Origin of the sequence: Microcoleus sp. S1D4 (assembly GCF_036700765.1) — a bacterium.
Lineage (GTDB): Bacteria > Cyanobacteriota > Cyanobacteriia > Cyanobacteriales > Microcoleaceae > Microcoleus.
This window is the reverse complement of the sequence record NZ_JAUBPP010000022.1, coordinates 1-19219: the sequence shown is the minus strand read 5'-3', so window position 1 is coordinate 19219 and position 19219 is coordinate 1. Positions and strand designations below refer to the sequence as shown.

General features: G+C 47.0%; 16 protein-coding genes, 1 tRNA gene and 1 pseudogene. 13 read left to right on the top strand and 5 right to left on the bottom strand.

Translation table 11 applies throughout. The annotated features are described in order from the left end of the window. Positions 1–114: 114 nt before the first annotated feature. Positions 115–1713, bottom strand: coding sequence for a 2,3-bisphosphoglycerate-independent phosphoglycerate mutase (gpmI, locus tag QT998_RS20820; RefSeq protein WP_333117426.1), 1599 nt, complete (start codon positions 1711–1713; stop codon positions 115–117). Between the two features lie 177 nt (positions 1714–1890). Here gpmI and QT998_RS20815 point away from each other — a divergent pair, with 177 nt between their 5' ends. Continuing rightward, positions 1891–2067, top strand: a complete 177-nt coding sequence (locus tag QT998_RS20815; RefSeq protein WP_333218138.1) for a hypothetical protein — start codon at positions 1891–1893, stop codon at positions 2065–2067. 282 nt (positions 2068–2349) lie between these two features. On the opposite strand, the gene QT998_RS20810 is transcribed toward QT998_RS20815, so the two are convergent. Continuing rightward, entirely contained in the window at positions 2350–3066 is a 717-nt protein-coding gene (locus QT998_RS20810; RefSeq protein ID WP_333086828.1) for a retropepsin-like aspartic protease family protein, read from the bottom strand. Positions 3067–3290: 224 nt separating this feature from the next. Here QT998_RS20810 and QT998_RS20805 point away from each other — a divergent pair, with 224 nt between their 5' ends. The 3 genes from QT998_RS20805 to QT998_RS20795 are packed head-to-tail and all read left to right on the top strand — an operon-like array spanning position 3291 to position 6144. Next, positions 3291–4706, top strand: coding sequence for a hypothetical protein (locus QT998_RS20805; protein ID WP_333086826.1), 1416 nt, complete (start codon positions 3291–3293; stop codon positions 4704–4706). Further along, positions 4703–5485 carry an MORN repeat-containing protein gene (locus QT998_RS20800; protein ID WP_442921581.1) on the top strand — a complete coding sequence of 261 codons (783 nt, stop codon included), beginning with the start codon at positions 4703–4705 and terminating at the stop codon, positions 5483–5485. The genes QT998_RS20805 and QT998_RS20800 overlap by 4 nt, the downstream gene beginning before the upstream one ends. A 35-nt stretch (positions 5486–5520) precedes the next feature. Next, a complete protein-coding gene (locus tag QT998_RS20795) occupies positions 5521–6144 on the top strand; it encodes a DUF6391 domain-containing protein (protein WP_333086825.1) in 624 nt (207 codons plus the stop codon). A 276-nt stretch (positions 6145–6420) separates the two neighbouring features. Here QT998_RS20795 and QT998_RS20790 read toward each other — a convergent pair whose 3' ends face one another. After that, the gene (locus tag QT998_RS20790; protein WP_333117423.1) at positions 6421–7170 is read right to left on the bottom strand and encodes a Uma2 family endonuclease; all 750 of its coding nucleotides are present in this window, start codon (positions 7168–7170) and stop codon (positions 6421–6423) included. 194 nt (positions 7171–7364) lie between these two features. On the opposite strand from QT998_RS20790, the gene cax reads away from it, so the two are divergent. Continuing rightward, on the top strand, positions 7365–8462 hold the full coding sequence (gene cax, locus QT998_RS20785; RefSeq protein ID WP_333086823.1) for a calcium/proton exchanger: 1098 nt from the start codon (positions 7365–7367) through the stop codon (positions 8460–8462). A 43-nt stretch (positions 8463–8505) separates the two neighbouring features. Here the strand turns inward: cax and QT998_RS20780 are convergent, their stop codons facing one another. Further along, on the bottom strand, positions 8506–10167 hold the full coding sequence (locus QT998_RS20780) for a DUF655 domain-containing protein (RefSeq protein WP_333117421.1): 1662 nt from the start codon (positions 10165–10167) through the stop codon (positions 8506–8508). Between the two features lie 191 nt (positions 10168–10358). Here QT998_RS20780 and QT998_RS20775 point away from each other — a divergent pair, with 191 nt between their 5' ends. The 7 genes from QT998_RS20775 (at position 10359) to QT998_RS20745 (ending at position 17562) form a co-directional block, all read left to right on the top strand. Beyond that, positions 10359–10760 carry a DUF7682 family zinc-binding protein gene (locus QT998_RS20775; protein WP_194069079.1) on the top strand — a complete coding sequence of 134 codons (402 nt, stop codon included), beginning with the start codon at positions 10359–10361 and terminating at the stop codon, positions 10758–10760. Positions 10761–10894: 134 nt separating this feature from the next. Continuing rightward, positions 10895–11134 (top strand): four helix bundle protein, encoded by a 240-nt coding sequence (locus QT998_RS20770; protein ID WP_333117420.1) that lies wholly within the window; start codon positions 10895–10897, stop codon positions 11132–11134. Between the two features lie 265 nt (positions 11135–11399). Continuing rightward, positions 11400–12590, top strand: coding sequence for a cysteine desulfurase family protein (locus QT998_RS20765; RefSeq protein WP_333086818.1), 1191 nt, complete (start codon positions 11400–11402; stop codon positions 12588–12590). A gap of 459 nt (positions 12591–13049) precedes the next feature. Beyond that, a tRNA-Cys gene (locus QT998_RS20760) sits at positions 13050–13120 on the top strand. Between the two features lie 800 nt (positions 13121–13920). Next, the gene (gene cpdA, locus QT998_RS20755) at positions 13921–14700 is read left to right on the top strand and encodes a 3',5'-cyclic-AMP phosphodiesterase (protein ID WP_333086817.1); all 780 of its coding nucleotides are present in this window, start codon (positions 13921–13923) and stop codon (positions 14698–14700) included. 432 nt (positions 14701–15132) lie between these two features. Continuing rightward, on the top strand, positions 15133–16611 hold the full coding sequence (locus QT998_RS20750) for an alpha-amylase (RefSeq protein WP_333086815.1): 1479 nt from the start codon (positions 15133–15135) through the stop codon (positions 16609–16611). Positions 16612–16785: 174 nt separating this feature from the next. Beyond that, on the top strand, positions 16786–17562 hold the full coding sequence (locus QT998_RS20745; RefSeq protein WP_333086813.1) for an SDR family oxidoreductase: 777 nt from the start codon (positions 16786–16788) through the stop codon (positions 17560–17562). A gap of 91 nt (positions 17563–17653) precedes the next feature. Here the strand turns inward: QT998_RS20745 and cofG are convergent, their stop codons facing one another. After that, the gene (gene cofG, locus QT998_RS20740; RefSeq protein ID WP_333086810.1) at positions 17654–18604 is read right to left on the bottom strand and encodes a 7,8-didemethyl-8-hydroxy-5-deazariboflavin synthase subunit CofG; all 951 of its coding nucleotides are present in this window, start codon (positions 18602–18604) and stop codon (positions 17654–17656) included. Between the two features lie 358 nt (positions 18605–18962). Here cofG and QT998_RS20735 point away from each other — a divergent pair. After that, positions 18963–19219, top strand: a pseudogene (locus tag QT998_RS20735) (photosystem II q(b) protein); the annotation flags it as partial.

Here is a 19219-nt window from a genome sequence, read left to right as displayed (position 1 = left end):
GGGGGGGGGACAGGATTCTTCTCAAAGTCCCCCTTCTTAAGGGGGATTTAGGGGGATCGGGCTTCGGGTAAAAGCGAGACTTATCAAGGGTTTTCAGCCTTAACCTGACACTTGCTACAGTCGCACCCGCACCGGAGTGCGATTGGCGCGAACTTCAAAATCAGCCGGTTCAATCATAGAACGTCCCGTCATTTCCGGCGGCTGAGGCAACCTCAACAGATCCAGAATAGTCGGCGCAATATCAGCCAAACAACCGTCCTCCCTCAGAGGAACATCAGTGCCGTGAGCCGGAATTTGCACACCTTCGCCTTCTACCAGAATAAACGGCACCGGGTTAGTAGTGTGAGCCGTCCAAGGATTGCCATTCTCATCGAACATCAACTCAGCATTGCCGTGGTCAGCAATAATAATTGCCGTACCCCCAGCCTTATTAATGCCAGTCAACAGCCGCCCCAAACATTTATCCACAGTTTCGATCGCAATTATCGTCGCATCCATCATCCCCGTATGACCAACCATATCCGGGTTAGCATAGTTAAGCACCACAAACGAATAAATCCGCTTAGCCAAAGCAGCCAGCGCCACATCAGTCACCAGGGCCGCCGACATCTCCGGTGCCGTATCGTAAGTCGCCACCATCGGGCTCTGCACCAACTCGCGGTCTTCCCCCGGAAAAGGGTCTTCCAGACCCCCATTAAAAAAATAAGTTACGTGAGCGTACTTTTCAGTTTCCGCCGTCCGCAACTGCCGCAAACCGTGTCGAGAAATCACCTCGCCCAGAATATTGTCCAAATTCTGCGGTTCAAAAGCCACCAACACCGACAACTTCGGGTCGTACTGAGTAAAAGTTGCAAAACTGAGCGGCTCAATTAAATGCCGTTCAAACCCCTTAAAATCCGGCGCTACAAAGGCCTGAGTCAATTCTCTAGCCCTGTCCGGGCGAAAATTGAAAAAAATCATCCCATCGCCGGATGCCACCGCGCCCGGAGCAATCCGAGTCGGAAGTGCAAACTCGTCGGTGACTCCTTCAGCATAGGATGCTTGCAACACATCAACTGCCGATCGACCATCAGGCGCGCCCTCAATCGTCATCACCTCATAGGCACGCTGCACCCGATCCCAGCGTTTGTCCCTGTCCATCGCGTAATAGCGGCCGCTGATGGTAGCAATCCGACCAATTCCCACCTGTTCGATATAACCTTGAATCTTGCGGAGAGCTGCCACGCCCTCTTTTGGAGTAGTATCGCGGCCGTCAGTAATGGCGTGAATGCAAACTTCAGAAATTCCCTGGGCCTTTGCTAGCTTTAGTAAACCCAAAATGTGACTCAGGTGCGAGTGAACCCCGCCCTCGGAACAAAGACCAGTCAGGTGCAATTTGCCGCCCCGACTGCGGACTTCGGAGCAGAGTTTAAGTAGGGCGCGGTTTTCTAGCAAAGAACCATCTTCGACAGCATCCGAGATCCGCACCAACTCTTGAGGAACCACGCGGCCCGCGCCCAGATTCAAGTGACCGACTTCGGAGTTGCCCATTTGCCCGTCAGGAAGCCCTACTGCGCGGCCCGATGTTCTAATCAGGGTTCTGGGATAAGCGGCCCAGAGACTGTCCATTACGGGCGTGTTCGCGGAGGCGATCGCATTTCCGTCTTTTTGTTCGCGATAACCCCAGCCATCTAGAATAATCAGCACTACAGGAGATACAGACGTTTGTGCCATGCGAATACCTTATTTACAATAACTAATTTCTCGATCGTCATGAGTTCCGAGTTTGGGGAACATCTTCCGCAAATCAGTTTACATACTTTCTACGCTTTGGCCCAACAAAGCCAACCTAAATTCCCTCAGATGCAGCATTTTGGGAACTGATTTCGACCTGATTGGCGAATTGTCTAATTGATTGCCTTGCCTTCAACAATTTTGAATCCAAAGTCTGAGACTGTTACGGATCTCACCAACAGCCGCCGTCCTTTTGCGGCCGGATTTTCAGAAATAGTTCAACGGTCTACGGCTCTGCAAACAGTCAATAAAGTACCACACTTGGCGGCGTTTGACTACTACCTCAAGAAATAAATAGAGCTTTTATAGGGTTCTAGCGATGAGGTACTATCGGCCAAACAGGCCAAACAGGGCAAACAGGCCAAACAGGGCATCGGCCAAACAGGGCAATCCTCACCACGCGATCGAACCGCTATATCAACAAAATGAGAAGCCCGTCTATTTTAGATTTTAGATTGATGGATTGGGGAATTGATCGATCGATACCTCAATCTAATTGCTATAAAACAGCTTTGAGGGGGCTGCGAATAATTTTACAGGAGTCGATCGACTATCGGTTTCCGCATCGGCTCGCTCTCAGCGGACATAAAATTCTACAACATCTTTTTTAATTTTCACATCGTAATTGCCAAAGAAATCGTGACCGAGTAGACCAATTGGCATTTGTTTGGCGATCGCCACTTCGACATTTTGGATCGCAGCACCTCCAACCCGAATCGATCGCACTAAGCCGATCGGAAACTCGACAACGCTACCGTCAGCGATCCCCGCCCTCACGGTGCGTACCGGCCTCACTCCCAGTACAGCAGCCATCCGCTGAGTAATCAAGGTGCCGCTCGCCCCCGTATCGACAATCATCTCAAAAGTCTTGTCACCGTTAAATACCACGTCAATCACCGGCGTTCCACCAGCGCGGCGCTTGATTTTAGCTTGAAATACCTTTGAATTGCCAGATGGAGAGGCCGGCGGTTGGACGCGATTTGACGGGCCTCGGCGAAACTGAGTGTACACATTGCCAGTTGTGGCGATCGAGCTTGCTGTGAAACCAATGCGATCGATCTGCTGGAAACTCCGATCCGACACCAATGCGATCGCATTGGTTTCACGCTGCGGGAGCGCCCGATATTCTAGGTTTTTCATCAATAAACCCGGTTTCTCAAGTTTTGTTGAAAATGCCGCCCGATGTGAAGGAGAATGTAGTTCGCCACCTCCTACTAAGCCAACTGTGGCCAAAACAGCAGCAGAAACAATGCCCGATCGCCAAATCCCCTTGGAAAAAACTTTTGCCACCATAAAATGCCTTTAGTAATTTCAGTATGTCGAAAGAAGACCGCCATTGATATCCTAACCCGCTCCCGAAAACCTAGCGCCCGCTGCAACATCAGATCGTCGGGAAAACTTGGCAATTTAAAAGCGATCGCATACCATCAAACACAGGTAAACTTAAAACCGCAAATGGCAGCAACTTCGCTAGTCATTTGGATCACTTAAAAGTCAGGCGTTTAGGGCGATCGGCAATGCGTAAACTTTTATATTTTGCAACTATAGGAATGTTGGCTTTCTGGACTGCAGGATGCGGCGGCGACGGCGGTGGCAACACTCCCAGTCCAACTCCCACTCCCGGTGCAGCATCTCCGTCACCAGCCACCAACGCTCCCGGAACTCCCGGCGCCTCCGCCAGTCCCAGTCCTGGAGCTCAGACATTTCCTTCTCCCGTAGTCGCGGCCCAGCCCCCCGGCTTGATCCGATCTACAAACCCCGACGAACGGGCCAGACAAGCTCAAGCAGACATCAAAGGCAAAAAGACAGCATCTGGAGCTATTGTAAACGGGACGGGAATTCCACAGACCACAATCCCCGGCTTAGGAAACGACCCCTTCTCAGTCCTTCCCCCTCAACCGCTCAAAATAGACGGTGGCGTGGGCGGCAACGAACTTCCAACCCTGCCAGCCAGACAAGTGCCAAGTCTGCCCAAGCTGCCAGACGAGAGAAATCCGCCTCAGTGGACACCAGCACAGCGCAATAGCACACCGGGCGGCGGTGAAATTGCCCAACTTCCCCAATCTCAAACCCCCGTACAGGTGTCGAGTGTTCCCAACCTGCCGTTAACCTCCTTACCCCAATGGAGACCGCCAATTTCAGCGCGTCCCCAAGCAGCCCCCGCACGCCCCGGAGCCAGACCGGGACGCCCTGGAGCCAGACCGGCAGGCTCCCCAGGCATAGCAGGAGATCCGGCATCTATACCCGGACTGCCATCTATACCGGGCTTCCCAACAGGTAGCACCGGACGGCAGCCAGCGGGCCCCGGACGCCCCGGAACTAGACCGGCAGGCTCCCCAGACATAGCAGGAGTTCCCGCCTCATCTATACCCGGACTGCCATCTATACCGGGCTTCCCAACAGGCACTACCGGACGACCGGGAACCTCACCTGGACGACCGGGAGCCTCACCGGGACGACCGGGAACCTCACCTGGACGACCGGGAACATCACCGGGACGATCGCCAGCGATCGCGGCTCGCCCGCCCAGCCCTCCCACAATTCCTAACATCGCTACCAGAGAACTGCCCGGTCTGCCCCAGTTGCCAGGATTAACGCCGCCGCCCTCTTGGCAAGACCCAAACCCACCACCGCCCCCACCGACTCCAGCACCCCCACCGCCTCCGCCTTCGACAGACAATGCCAGAGGAGTTGAAGTTAGTGGCGTAGTCAGAGTTGGTAATGACATACTGGTAATTGTGAAAGCACCTAACGAGCCAACCAGTCGATATATCAAAGTAGGACAGCGGATTGCCAGCGGGCAGGTGCTGATCAAACGAGTTGATTTCAAATCTGGAATCGAGCCTGTTGTGGTTTTAGAAGAAAACGGTGTAGAGGTGTCCAAAATTGTGGGAGAAAAATCTCCCCAAGTTGCCCAGAACTCTGTGAAATGAAAAATTTACCTCAATCCTTGGAACGAAAATTGAGAACATTGATGCTTCGCTCAATTCAAAAACTTGGAATCCTGATGTTGGTTAGTTCGGGGGTAGGATACCTCTCGTTTGTAGCCAGCACTCAGCCCTCATTGGCGGAGCCAGCATCAGACCAAACCCGCCCTCCCGTTTGCGAAGGCTCTCCCCCGAACGGTCAAGTCAAGTGCAACTACTCGAATGGTGATAATTATCAAGGAAATTTCGTCAGCGGCAGACCCCAGGGACAAGGAATATACGTCTACTCGAATGGCGATCGCTATGAAGGACAGTTTCGTAACGGCGTGCCCAACGGTCAAGGCGTGTTTCTGTTCGCCAGCGATGCCCGCATGGTGGGAGAGTTCCGCAACGGTCTAATCGTTAGGGGAGAAGCTATTTTTGCCAATGGCGATCGCTACCGGGGAACATTTCAAATTGTCGAACAAATTGGCGGGGGGACTGCTAGCAGTCAGCCACACGGCCAAGGGCAATTTATCTTTGCTAACGGCGATCGCTACGCCGGACAGTTTTTCGCAGGAAACCCGTTTGGTCGGGGAGTCTTCACCCGCACTGACGGCACCCGCTGCGACGGTCAGTTTTTTAACGAACAGCTAGACGGCAAAGGTAGTTGCAGTTTCCCAAACGGCATTCGCTACCAAGGCGAACTGCGTAAGGGACTCCCTCACGGTAGAGGAGTAATTACAGATGCTAAAGGCAGACGGTTTTCAGGAGAGTTTCGCGCAGGCAAGCGCGTTCAACCCTAAAATTGAATCTCTGATATTAGTGGAGCTGTTTTGAAATGACGACAAATACTGCTTCTGCTTCCGATCGCGCTAACGAGTTTCCTTTCGACTTTGCCCCGCAGCCGACTCAAGATGCTGACTTGTTGCGGCAACTCGATTTCGTGCCCGGTTTGAAGCAAATCTTGACTGTGCGTCAGGTTCATGCTTTAGAACACGCTACCGTTTGGGTACTCAGTCAATCTGGCCCTGCAGCGACAGCAAAAGCCGACAATCAGTTATTGGGCGGGATGTCCACAGACGAAGGATTTTATCTTTACGGTCACGTTGACATCGCACAGTTGCGCCGCGCAGTGGACGAAGCTTTGCACCGAATTGCTGGCGGAGAGTGGGATTTAGCCGTACATCCCCGCTGTGGCACAAATTTGTCCGTGGCAATGCTACTGACTGCTGGACTTGCTGTCAGCATCAATTTAGCCCTGCCGAAAGGGCCCATCCTGCAACTTTTAGGTTTGGGTGCTGCAGCTGCGGCTGCGGCTCAGTTAGCTCCTGACGCGGGTTCTCTGGCTCAGCGCTACGTGACAACTGCTATTCCGTTTAATTTGAGTGTAGTTGATATTTCTGTAAGTCAGGACTTCTGGGGACGCGAAGCTCATTTTGTGCGAGTGCATTGGGTAGAATAGCTGCACAGTATTAAGCCCGATCGATCGCAGTCACGGACACAAAAAAGTGTCAACAATCACGGACTGTGCAACCGGAATATATCTAACTCATCTGCGTTAATCTGTGTTAATCTGCCTGTATCTGCGGTCAAAAAAAATAATTTCTTCACCCCAGATGACAAACGATTGACGCGGATTCACGCAGATGAATAGAATAGATATCTGAATAATTCTGTCCAGCGCGGATTTGATATAACTAATAACAATTAACTCATGATTTAGGGGTCATCGAAGCTCCTAAATGCGATCGGGATCTACTCCTAATTCTCGCAACTTCGCCGCCAATCTTTCAGCCCGTTGGCGCTCAACCGCAGCTTGCTGCTCAAGTTCCTGGAACCGAGCTTGTTCTGCTTTAATCAACCCTTCAACTAAAGGCGGAGACAGTATTTCATTCACTGATAATGTCAGATTGGGAAATACTACAGATACCATTTGTTGCTCCGCCCTAAAATCAGTCTGGGTATAGATGTCTTCCCCTTCAGGAAAGGCTAAGACTCGCACCAATTCTTTGTTAGGTGTAGGGTCAACAATGATATATTCGGGCACGTTAGCTAGTTCGTACTCAGCTCGTTTAATCACGTAATCGGCGCGCCGATTTTGACTCACTACCTCTATCACTAACAGGGGCTTTTCCTCAAAACCGAGGATACCAGAACCTGGTCTAGCAGCAGCTTGTTCCAAAAGACTTTGAGTGCAAACAACTACATCAGGAATCCCAGAAGTATCTTCTTCTGTTCTTACTCCTAAACCTGTTTTTGCTACTAAATCAAGATTGTGTTCAGCTAGGTAACGCTGCAATTTGTAAACTAAATATTCGCAAATTTTGATATGTAAAACTGTTGCGGTTGGCATCTGAATTAATTTGCCTTTGTACAGTTCATATTGTAGATCGGAATCAGTTTGATAAAATCGGTATTCTTCAAAGGTAAAGGTGGGTGAAGTATCAATTTGCTTTGATTCAACAACTGGCACTACAGATTGAGACATATCTTTTCACCGATGTCGATATAATTCTATTATATTCAATCTGCCTCGATCTGCGTGCATTTACGGTTAAAAATTCCCAATTATCGATCGCACTCGCCACCAGAATTGTCAGAGAATAGTTGAATAGTGTAAAATCAATTTTGCGATCGCCCCGATAACTCGATTTCACGCTTCAATACACCATCCGAGTTCTTATGTCAATCAAAAAAATTCTTTCCATAGCCCTGTTAGTTTTCATCCCCATTTCCATCGCCGCTGAGTATTTACACTGGGGTTCCCTCACAGTTTTCATCACATCCGCTTTAGGTATTATACCTTTGGCGATTTGGTTGAGCACAGCAACAGAAGAAGTGGCGATCGTCACAGGGCCATCCATAGGCGGCTTATTAAATGCAGTTTTCGGCAATGCTACGGAATTAATTATTGCCATAGTTGCCCTCAAAGCAGGCTTGATTGACATTGTAAAAGCCAGCATCACCGGCACAATTATCAGCAACTTGCTATTAGTTATGGGATTGTCCATGCTGCTAGGAGGACTCAAGTACAAAGAACAAGAATTTAAGCCAGTCATCGCGCGGGTGAACGGTTCCACAATGACTCTAGCGGTGATTGCAATTCTGCTGCCGGCGATGGTGATTTACACCTCAAACGGAGTGGAACCAGCAGCCATTCAGAATCTTTCGTTAATAACGGCGATCGTCCTAATTGCAGTTTACGGTCTAACTCTGCTATTTTCCTTAAAAACTCACAGCTATCTTTACGATGTTGGGTTAGTCGAACTAGAGTCAGAAAATCCTCAAAATACCGATGAAACTACAGCGCACAAACCGAATTTGTGGCTGTGGGTAGGGGTGTTAGTTGCCTCAACTGTTGCCGTTGCTTTTGAATCAGAAATTTTCGTGGGCGTTGTCGAAGAAACTACCAAAGGATTGGGATTAACACCGCTGTTTACAGGAGTTATCCTGTTGCCGATTGTGGGCGGCGCGGCCGAATATGTAACTGCGGTGGGAGTTGCGATGAAAAACAATATGGATTTGTCAGTTTCTGTCGCGATGGGTTCGAGTTTGCTAGTGGCTTTGCTGGTGGCGCCGATATTGGTGATTATTGGATTAGTGATTCATCAGCCGATGGATTTAAACTTTAGTCCGTTTGAAGTAGTCGCAGTTGCGATCGCGGTGACAATAGCTAATCTAATCAGTCTCGACGGGCGCTCTAATTGGCTGGAAGGAGTGCTGCTTTTAGCAACGTATATTGTGTTAGCATCGGCATTTTACTTTCACCCCATTACTTGAATCAATCATTGTCGGTAGATCTTGAAGATGCGACTAAATCGTTTTAAAATGTGACTAAATCGCGCCATTTGTCTGCAGTCTTTCTTCCGACTCCTTGCAACCTTTCGACATCCTCCCAAGACTGAAAAGGCTGCCTTTCTCGCGCTGCAATAATTTTTTCCGCTAACTTCGAGCCTACTCCCGGTAAGGTTTCTAATTCTTGCTTAGTGGCTGCATTCAAATTAACTAATTTTTTCCCTGCAATTTGAGGTTTAGCATTCGCAGATTTTGAGGCTGCTTGTAGTGAATCGCATTCTTGTTTCTTAGCGTCGATTTTCTTTTTGATACGGTGGGGAATTCCCAAGATTGCACCTTTGTAAAGCCGATCGAACTCCCGCTCAAAATGGGCCGCAACTGTCAGACTCTCGATCGCCAGCAACATCTCATCATTCCCGTGATTTGCAGCCTCACTCCAGTTGTGAGAACCTGTAAGCACCGTATTTCCGTCGATAACGCCGAACTTGTGGTGCAGGCGATCGCCCATTGGTAACAGCGGCACCCCCACCGTAGTCAGCGGCTTTCTCCACGGGCGATTGTCAGCTTCCCAGCGGCAATCTTGCATCAAAGTCGCCCCCATCATGTCTAAACCTTCGCTGTAAGGGCGATAAATGAAATTTGAGTCAATCAAACCTCGCACCGCAACACCCCGCCTAGCGGTAATTTCCAGAGTATTTGACAACCGTTGAGCCGAAAATACAAACAGTGCCAAATCCACTGACTTTTTCGCACTGCCCAAGTTTTTGTTAATCAAACTGTTGACGCTATTTTCCCAAGGCAAAGTCGTAGTTGTCGGCGAGAATTGTACCGCAACAGTGGCATTTCCTACTATTACTTTTTGGACAGAGCGAAACGGTTTTTTGATGCCAAATTTGCTGTCCGGTTTACCTCCCGGCCCGTCGCCCCACATGATGTTAAATTCTTGAGTAAATATTTTTGCTAATTCAGGGCTGGCAATTTTTAATAAATTGTTGGCATTGCCGCGACTTGCTGCTGTTTTGAAATCGCCGTGGATATCGCTGGTTGTAAAATTAGCAGAAGTTACGATTACTGTTTTGTTATCAATGACTACAAATTTGTGGTGCATCAAACCGCTGCCTTTACTGCCGTCAGCAGTATCGTCAATGACAGGAATTCCCGCATTTTTGACAATTACTAAAGCATCGTTTTGTTTGATTTCTTCGGGGCTTAATTTGCCGTCTTTATTGGTATCCGCAAGTTGGACGAATTCGTTGTAACGATCGCGATCTCGTTCGGGTAATTTCGCTAATTCTAGGGTTGTATAATCGCTCCAAGGGCGTGTATACAGATGTTCGACTATTAATCTGACTTTAATGCCCGATCGCGCGCGATCGGCCATTTGTCGCGCAACACCGGGCAAGCGAAACTCTTGAACCGCTACATCTACCGTCGATCCAGCACTAGCTACTGCCTCGGCGACCAACTTTTCTAAATCATCCCCAGGTCTAGTTTGCGCGCGATAAGGCTCTGTATAATTAGAAGTGAGGGACTGATTGAAGTATACTTGCAACAAGGTGTCTTGAGGCAGCGGAGGCAGACTCGGAGGCAAATTCTGCACCTCTTGCTTTGGTTGTCCGCAACCCGCCAGAGCGATCGCCAGCAGTCCAGCACAACACAAACCGAGCAAATTATCATAAAATACAGTCACAAAATTTAAAATTTTATTGAGGTTATAGGCTTACCCACAATTCAAACATATTCGATAAAGTCAACTTAGAACCTATAAATTTTATGAAAGGGAATAGATTTTACGTCTTGTAGAACTGCCTCGATGCCGGAAGCATCACTGGTAGGGTAGCAGCATTCAGGGGCGTGGGTCAAACCCGATACTGCTGCTTTATGGCTAAAAGAAAAACAATTTTTGATTGCGGTCACAAAGGATATGGTAAAGCGTGCCATCGCTGCACGCAAGAGTTGGCAGCGCAGCAGCAATATGTTGAAATGCTGGCAGAAAAACAAACCAAAAAACAAGAGAGGGAAGCATCATTTGCTAAAGATGCGATCGATCTCAGAGGTCTACCCGACCATGTAGTTACTAAAGCTCGCGCAATTATAGCAGCTTTGGGGGAAAATAAGAATTACAGAGATTTCGGCGGCAAACGCCTGCGTCACAACCGATGGATTGTGAGCATTCCTGTAACACGCAACTACAGAATGCTTTGTGAAGATTGCGGGACTTTCTTAATCCCCCAAAAAGTTTTGTCCCACGAAGACTACAACGTCTGCAAACCAGGAAGTTAGTTGTTAGTTGTTGTTATTGGTTATTGGTTATTGGTTAATTCTTATTGGTTGGTTGTTAGTTGTTATTAGTTAGTTATTAGTTATGCTTTTTTTTGGTAGATGTTATAATTGTTCAATGTTCAACTTGTAAATATATGGCTAGGTTTCAAGAGTTGCAGGTTTATCAATTAGCAGAGCAAATTTCTAATAAAGTTTGGCTGATTGTTCAATCCTGGGATTTATTTGCTAAAAATACAGTGGGGCAACAATTGGTTAGGTCAGTCGATAGTATTGGTGCTAATATTGCCGAGGGGAATGGGCGGTATAACTACAATGATAATCAACGTTTTATCAAAATAGCCAGGGGTCACTGCATGAAACAAGGCACTGGTTAAGATGAGCTTGGGCCCGACACCTGTTAACCACCGAGCAAATAGAGCGCATAAAACCTTTAATAGACGAACTATCTCCCAAACTCAACGCTTACCTAAACTCAATTCAAAGCAAAGCAAATACTCAAGCGTTGAAAATCAAAAAAATACCCAAAAGCAAACTACCCACAGACTGTTGACAAATAACAAGTAACAAATAACAACTAACAACCAACAACTAACAACTAACAACCAACAACTAACAACCAACAACTAACTCCTTAAAACCATGCAAATTTACCTCGACTATAGCGCCACAACCCCGACACGCCCAGAAGCAATTGAAGCCATGCAAAAAGCTCTCACTCAGCAGTGGGGAAATCCTTCCAGCTTGCACGAATGGGGACAAAGAGCGGCCACTACTTTAGAATTAGCTAGAATGCAGGTTGCTAGCTTAATTAACGCACTACCAGAATCGATAATTTTTACCAGCGGGGGAACTGAAGCGGACAATTTGGCAATTATGGGAATTGCCCGTCTTTATACAAAGCCGCAGCATATCATTATTTCCAGCGTAGAACATTCCGCAGTCGCAGAACCGGCGCGACAACTCGAACAGTGGGGATGGGAAGTAACGCGATTACCGGTGGATAAATTGGGGCGAATTTACCCCTTGGATTTGCAAGAAGCATTGCGATCAAATACAGTGTTAATTTCGATTGTTTACGGGCAAAGTGAAGTTGGCACGCTGCAACCAATTGAAGCATTATCACAAATTGCCCGATCGCGCAATATCATATTTCATACCGATGCAGTTCAAGTAGCCGGGAAACTGCCAATAGACGTGCAGAAATTCCCCGTAGACTTGCTTTCGCTTTCGAGTCACAAACTTTACGGGCCGCAAGGTGCAGGCGCGCTTTACGTGCGTCCGGGACTGGAATTAGCGCCCATGTTGGGGGGGGGCGGACAAGAGTTGAAACTGCGTTCAGGGACGCAAGCGCTGCCCGCAATCGTGGGTTTTGGAGTGGCGGCGGAGTTGGCTTTGCAGGAAATAGATACAGAAACAGCGAGATTGATTGAATTGCGCGATCGCCTTTTTGAGAAATTAGCCCACATACCCAGTTTAGTACCAACGGGCGATCGATATAACCGACTGCCGCACCACACCAGTTTTTGCATTGTCTCCCCCCAATGTAGCCCTTACCAAGGAATAGATACAGGGCGACTCACAGGAAAAACTCTCGTGAGACAGCTAAACTTAGCAGGAATTGGCATAAGTTCCGGTTCCGCTTGCAACAGCGGTAAACTAACAGCAAGCCCAGTTTTGTTAGCAATGGGATATAGCGAAAATGATGCTGTTTGTGGAATTCGCTTGACACTGGGACACCAAACAACCGAAGCTGATATTGATTGGACAGTAATTGCGATCGGGCAAATATTAGATAGATTAATGCCCAAAGTAGCATTGTGCAGGCATTAGAAACAATCTCAGAAACTGGGTTTTTTCCAATATCTTCGCCACTAATCAAATATCTTCGCAAAAACCCGGTTTCTCGCTACGACGCACAATCTCAGAAACTGGGTTTTTTCCAATATCTTCGCATCAAATCGAAATCCCAGAAATCATTTTCGGCTCCCCTCTCGTATTTTTGCCCGTATCATACCCTGATTCAGCAACGCCACAGAGCCAATCTCCGAAGGCTGGTGCTACGAAGCAGAAACCCGATCAGTGATGATTGGGAATCGCCACTCCTTCAGGACGAGGTGGATGTCAAGGCTGCTGTTGCGGGCGAAGCGGAGGCGATAGATCTATTTCTACTGTAGCCTGGGATGGGGTTGTGGGGGCGATCCAACTTTGGGCGATGGAAATTTTTTAGAAATATGTTGAAATAATCAGGATTTGGTGTATTATCGTATAACGTCAATTTTCAGACGTAACGGCGGCATAGCCAAGTGGTAAGGCAGAGGTCTGCAAAACCTCCACCCCCAGTTCAAATCTGGGTGCCGCCTTTATTTTTATGGGTTTTTGAAGGGTTAAAACAACCGATTTCCAAGGTTTCCGGGATTGTAACAAAGTGTGTATCGCGTTTAATGGTACATAATTGACTGTAAAAAGTAATGCGGATTTAATGCTGTGCAAATTTCAGCAAAATTGAATCAAGCTAACGGTTGGTTAAAGGCGATCAAGATTGGTATCACCATTTTACAGCGAGGCGATCGCCTATATCTTCAAGCCGTGCTGCCCCCGCGACCAGGCTCCAGCAACTCATCTCCTTGTCAGGAGCAGATTGCGTTGAGAATTCGGGGTAGTAATAAATATGTAGTGATTAGATATTTATTGGCTCAAATGATATAAAAGTTCATAATCGCTCTGTTTGGATTGATAGCTGACACCAAATTCTCCCTCTAAATAAGTAGCTAGCTCATCGAAATCCCAATATTTTTTATTCTTTAGCCATCCGATTACTTCAGTTCTTTGTAGAGATGTTAAATATCCTTTTGACCCTTTATGCCCTAGTTTGATCCCTGCGATGCCTTTGGTTTTAAATTATTTTTTCCAACAAGACTCATATATTTTGTTCACTTCAAGCTTTTGTTAGATTAGAGTTTATGCGCTCTGAAAAAACAATTAGTAACTGGTATAAAGTCCAAATGAATCTATTCACTTCAGTTATACGTGAGCATATTTTGGCAAACCGATTCAGTGATGGCATTGTCTAAAATATATAGATGATATTTTTGGTCAATGCGTAAGTCCGATTTTTGTAAAGCCGTTCTAAAAGGACGGGGTTTATACCCATTTTTTTTTGATGACAACAGTTTCTCCTATCCGAGTCGCCCAAATCACCGACACTCACTTGTTTGCAGAGCTCGATCGACAATGGAAAGGGATTTCAACAGCCCGCACCCTCGAAACAGTTCTCGATCGCCTGCAACAGATAAAGCCGCCGCCAGACTTACTTTTGCTGACAGGAGATTTATCCCAAGACGAAACAGCCGAATCTTACGAACTCCTGGCCTCCTTGATTTCCCCCCTCAACATCCCCGCTTACTGGATACCTGGGAATCACGACAACATCCCAGTTATGCAGCAAATATTAGATAAGCCGCCCATTTCGCCAGAAAAATCATTTCACTTGGGAAACTGGCAGTTTCTGCTGCTTTCGAGTGTCGAAGCCGGATGCGACGGCGGGCGGCTTTCCCCGGAGAGTTTGGATTGGCTGGACTCTCAACTGCAACAAACGGGCGATCGATTTGTTACGATTGCTTTACACCATCATCCGCTGGCGATCGACTCTGAAATAATGGATGGAATGATGCTGCACAATGCCGATGAATTTTTGGCAATTGTCGATCGATACCCTCAAATCAAAATAGTCCTTTGCGGCCATATTCACCAAGAATTTCACCAACAGCGAGGCGGAGTTTCCTACTTGGGCACACCGAGTACCTGCATCCAACTGTTACCCAAAACCTCTCCGATTGTCCTCGACACCATCGGGCCCGGATTTAGATTGCTCGAATTGGCGATCGGCGGTACTTGGGATACTAAGATTGAGCGAGTAGCCGGAGAACCTGCAAAATCTTGATATTTGACAGTTTAGAGGTCGTTGTGCGATCGACCCCATCGAAGAATCATCTTATTTCCAGTAAAATAACCGTTACCAAGTTCGATCGTTCGGACTTGTGTGCGCCTCAAAACTCAGAACACAGAAGTCCTCACTACCAACGATGGATCCTCACTGCAAACCGATTTAATAGTCTGCGTTCAAGCTGACATCATATCTAGCAGGTTTGCGATCGTACAATCACAAGTCCTAGAACATATTTTTTGCGCTGTTACATATGCTAAAAAATATTTCTATACAACATACAAAATTGTCAATCTGTCAAAAGATATATTTTATTATTCATTCATATATTTTATCATTTGTATTGACCCTAGATTGCAGAAATAGCGAGAGCGATCGGCAACTAACAACAATAGATCGGGCAACTTTTAAAAACAGGAAAAACTTAATATGTCTGAAGTCAATGGCGTCATGATGCAGTATTTCCACTGGTACAGCCCCGACGACGGCAGCCTGTGGAATCAGCTAGCGAAATCTGCAAAAGATTTAGCGAAAATCGGCGTTACATCTCTGTGGTTGCCACCCGCCTATAAAGGAACCGGCGGCGGTATGGATGTAGGTTACGGTGTCTACGACTTATTCGATTTAGGCGAGTTCGACCAAAAAGGGTCAGTACGGACGAAATACGGGACAAAAGATGAGTATTTGGCCGCGATAAAAGCTGCCCAAGATGCAGGAATTCGGATTTATGCCGATGTTGTCTTCAACCACAAATTAGGTGCCGACGCAGAAGAAGAAGCCGAAGCCACACCCTTCAATCCCGACAACCGCAATGCCACAGTAGGCGAATATCAAAACATCAAAGCTTGGACGCATTTTACTTTTCCCGGTCGCGATAAAAAATATTCCAGCATGGAGTGGCATTGGTGGCATTTTGACGCCATTGATTACAACGTTTACAACACAGAAACCCATGCTGTTTACCTGCTAAAAGGTAAAGAATTTGATCAAGGAGTAGACTTAGAAAAAGGTAATTATGACTACCTGATGGGTTGCGATTTAGATATGGACAACCCAGAAGTCAGCGGGGAATTAAAATACTGGGGTGAGTGGTATGTCGATACAACAAACGTTGACGGCTTTCGCTTCGATGCCGTCAAACACGTTAAAGCAGAATTTTTCCAAGAATGGTTGGAACACGTCCGCCACTATGCCCAACGCGACCTATTTGCCGTCGGCGAATATTGGTCTTACGAAGTGGAAGCTTTGCACTACTTCCTAGAAGCAACCAACGGTAAAGTAGCCTTATTTGACGCACCCCTCCACTACAACTTCCACGCTGCTAGCAAAGCCGGTAATAGCTACGATTTGCGAACAATTTTTGATAACACTCTCGTCCAACAGCAACCCGCCCTCGCCGTTACCTTGGTTGACAACCACGATTCTCAACCATTACAATCCCTAGAATCTGTTGTCGAGGCTTGGTTTAAACCTCTTGCCTACGCTTTAATCCTGCTGCGAAGCGAAGGATATCCGTGTATTTTTTACCCGGATTATTACGGCGCTAACTATAAGGATACAGCAAACGATGGTAACGAATACGAGATTTGGTTAGACAAACATCAGTTTATTCTCGATCAATTCTTGTTAGCGCGTCAAACTTATTCCTACGGCAATCAGTACGATTACTTCGACCACGCCAATACCATTGGCTGGACGCGACTCGGAGATGAAGAACATCCGGGCGGCATGGCTGTGGTACTCAGCAACGGAGGCGATGGCACTAAGTTTATGGAAGTCGGACAGCCGAATCGAACTTATATTGACATCACCGAACACATCCAAGAAGCGATCACAACTAATGACGAGGGTTGGGCTGATTTTAGGTGTAACGCCGGTTCAGTTTCTGTCTGGGTCCCGCAGCCGTAAGGACTGTGTTAAAAGTAAAAAGTAAAAAGCAAGATATCTTTTTACTTTTTGCTTTCATATTTTTGATAACTAACATCTATCTATAGTTAGGACTAAAGCTCTCTCTCTAGTCCTATTTTTAGGCTATGCGATCGCGTATAATATTTAATATTATTTTATCTTACATAAAAACTTATGAAACTTTCACAAAAAGTTGCAGTTATTACCGGCGGTGGGTCGGGAATTGGTCGTTCAGCAGCAATTTTAATGGCTAAGGAAGGAGCAAAAGTTGCTATTATCGATCACATTTTAGAAACGGGGCAAGAAACCGTCCGCCAGTTGGTCAATGAAGGAGGTTGCGGGCTGGCTATTGCCGCAGATGTGGGAGATTCTCAGCAAATGAAAAAAGCGTTTCAAACAATTTTTGATGAATATCAAAGAATTGATATTTTGTTTGCAAATGCGGGTATTAACGGTGTATGGTCGCCGATAGAGGAGATAGAACCCGATGAGTGGGATCGGACAATTAACACCAACCTCAGAGGAACCTTTTTGGCTGTTAAGTATGCTGTTCCTCATCTGAAAAAACAAGGAGGTTCAATTGTAATTACATCATCGATTAATGGCACCAGAAGTTTCAGGAAAGTTGGTGCCACGGCCTACGCTTGTTCAAAAGCTGCCCAGGTAGCCTTTGCAAAAATGCTGGCGCTAGAACTCGCAGCCTGCCAAATCAGAGTCAATGTGATATGTCCGGGCGGGGTGCTAACTGCAATTGAAGAAAGCACCGTTAAGCGCCATCTCGATCGCATTCCAGTCGCGCCTGATTCCATTGAAGACATGATTCCTTTGACGGATAATACGGCAGGTTCTAGCGAAGAAGTCGCCGAATTAGTGTTATTTCTGGTATCACATTCCTCCAGCTTCATTACAGGTACTGAAGTCTGGATTGATGGCGGCGGTTCTTTGATTTAAAATCTGAATAGTTTATTTTTATCACTCGGCGGTTTCAACCGCTTCTACAAAAACGAAGTCGCAGCCGAGGGGCACTAAGTAATAAGAATTTCTAATGACTAACTCTCCTTTGTTTAACAGCAGTTTGCAATGTCTGGGGCAGCCACTTATCGTACTGAGGATAAACAGGCAAACGCTTTACGAGTTGCCATCCCGATGTTGCTAAAATTTCTGTTAAAGTTTGGTGTTGCAAGTGAGGATAATCGGGATTAACTTCATCCCGCGGCCCAATCCCTCCTAAATCTCTAGCACCTGCTTCTAAACAAGCCAGCAAGATGTCTGGTTGTGCAACTAAATTGGGCGGAATTTGTAGGGCAATTTCATCAGGTAAAATGCTGCGGGCGATCGCAATTACTTGCGGCATTTTTGTAGCATCAAAAACTTCACCGTCCCAACTTTGCTGATTTCCGGGGCTGTGGGGCTGGAGGATAACTTCTTGAATGTGATGGTAACGCGAATGAATCCGGGCGATCGCCTCCAGCGTCTCAATCCAATCGGCCTCACTTTCCCCAATTCCCAACAGCAAACCAGTGGTAAACGGAATCTTTAATTCCCCAGCCCATTCTAACTGTTGCAGTCGCAGCGCCGGCACTTTACTCGGTGCGTGTCGGTGAACAGTTTGTAACAAATCTGGGGCAAGCTGTTCTAGCATCAGCCCCATTGAAACATTCACCTGTTTTAACTGCGCCATCTCCTCAAAGCTGAGCGGCCCCACATTAGTATGCGGCAAAAACCCCAGAGCAAGCGCCAGTTCGCACAAATCGTAAATCCGCTGCAACCAAGCTTTTCGCCGTTGACTCTCGGGATGTACTTCGCCGCTGAGGATCAGAATTTCAATTACACCTTGAGGAAGCAGCAACTCAAGCTGTGTTTCGGCTTCTGGGAGTGTCAGCCAAGGACTTTGCAGCGGTTGGGCCCGAAAATTGCAATAGGTGCAGCGGTTGAAACACTCGTAGGTGGGAACCAGAGTATAAGCGGGGCTGTAGGTGACGGTGCGGGACATTCCTTGGGATTTTGAGCGATCGGACTCGATCGACAGCTATATATATAAGTGCGAGTTTTGCGGTTGGCGATCGCAATACTTCATCTATCTTAACACTCACGCCAGTCCCGAATCACCTTGCCAGCTAGATTATGAAGATTATTTTTTTCGTGCGATCACCTGTAAACTCCGAACTCTGCTTTATAGAATCCCCACACAGCAAGCATTAGAAAACAAAATAAGATTTACTTATATTAAACATAAGAAAAACTGTAGTTAAAAACCCTTTACAAACTGAAATAAAAGGTTTATGTTATATACATGGCGGAACAAAAAGCCGTCACGAACATTGAAAATCAAATAACGCAATCATAAAAACATGACAGCCACATTACAGCAGCGCGAAAGCGCTAACCTGTGGGATCAGTTTTGCAACTGGGTCACCAGCACCGACAACCGCATCTATGTAGGTTGGTTCGGCGTCCTGATGATTCCTACCTTGCTAACTGCCACAATCTGCTACATCACTGCCTTCATCGCAGCCCCTCCCGTAGACATCGACGGCATCCGCGAACCAGTAGCAGGTTCCTTGATGTTCGGTAACAACATCATCACAGGTGCAGTTGTTCCTTCGTC

Bases quoted from the DNA above. Each gene is read 5' to 3' on its own strand.
- gpmI (WP_333117426.1), bottom strand. From the start codon at position 1,713: ATGGCACAAACGTCTGTATCTCCTGTAGTGCTGATTATTCTAGATGGC.
- QT998_RS20810 (WP_333086828.1), bottom strand. From the start codon at position 3,066: ATGGTGGCAAAAGTTTTTTCCAAGGGGATTTGGCGATCGGGCATTGTT.
- QT998_RS20805 (WP_333086826.1), top strand. From the start codon at position 3,291: ATGCGTAAACTTTTATATTTTGCAACTATAGGAATGTTGGCTTTCTGG.
- QT998_RS20800 (WP_442921581.1), top strand. From the start codon at position 4,703: ATGAAAAATTTACCTCAATCCTTGGAACGAAAATTGAGAACATTGATG.
- QT998_RS20795 (WP_333086825.1), top strand. From the start codon at position 5,521: ATGACGACAAATACTGCTTCTGCTTCCGATCGCGCTAACGAGTTTCCT.
- QT998_RS20790 (WP_333117423.1), bottom strand. From the start codon at position 7,170: ATGTCTCAATCTGTAGTGCCAGTTGTTGAATCAAAGCAAATTGATACT.
- cax (WP_333086823.1), top strand. From the start codon at position 7,365: ATGTCAATCAAAAAAATTCTTTCCATAGCCCTGTTAGTTTTCATCCCC.
- QT998_RS20775 (WP_194069079.1), top strand. From the start codon at position 10,359: ATGGCTAAAAGAAAAACAATTTTTGATTGCGGTCACAAAGGATATGGT.
- QT998_RS20770 (WP_333117420.1), top strand. From the start codon at position 10,895: ATGGCTAGGTTTCAAGAGTTGCAGGTTTATCAATTAGCAGAGCAAATT.
- QT998_RS20765 (WP_333086818.1), top strand. From the start codon at position 11,400: ATGCAAATTTACCTCGACTATAGCGCCACAACCCCGACACGCCCAGAA.
- cpdA (WP_333086817.1), top strand. From the start codon at position 13,921: ATGACAACAGTTTCTCCTATCCGAGTCGCCCAAATCACCGACACTCAC.
- QT998_RS20750 (WP_333086815.1), top strand. From the start codon at position 15,133: ATGTCTGAAGTCAATGGCGTCATGATGCAGTATTTCCACTGGTACAGC.
- QT998_RS20745 (WP_333086813.1), top strand. From the start codon at position 16,786: ATGAAACTTTCACAAAAAGTTGCAGTTATTACCGGCGGTGGGTCGGGA.
- cofG (WP_333086810.1), bottom strand. From the start codon at position 18,604: ATGTCCCGCACCGTCACCTACAGCCCCGCTTATACTCTGGTTCCCACC.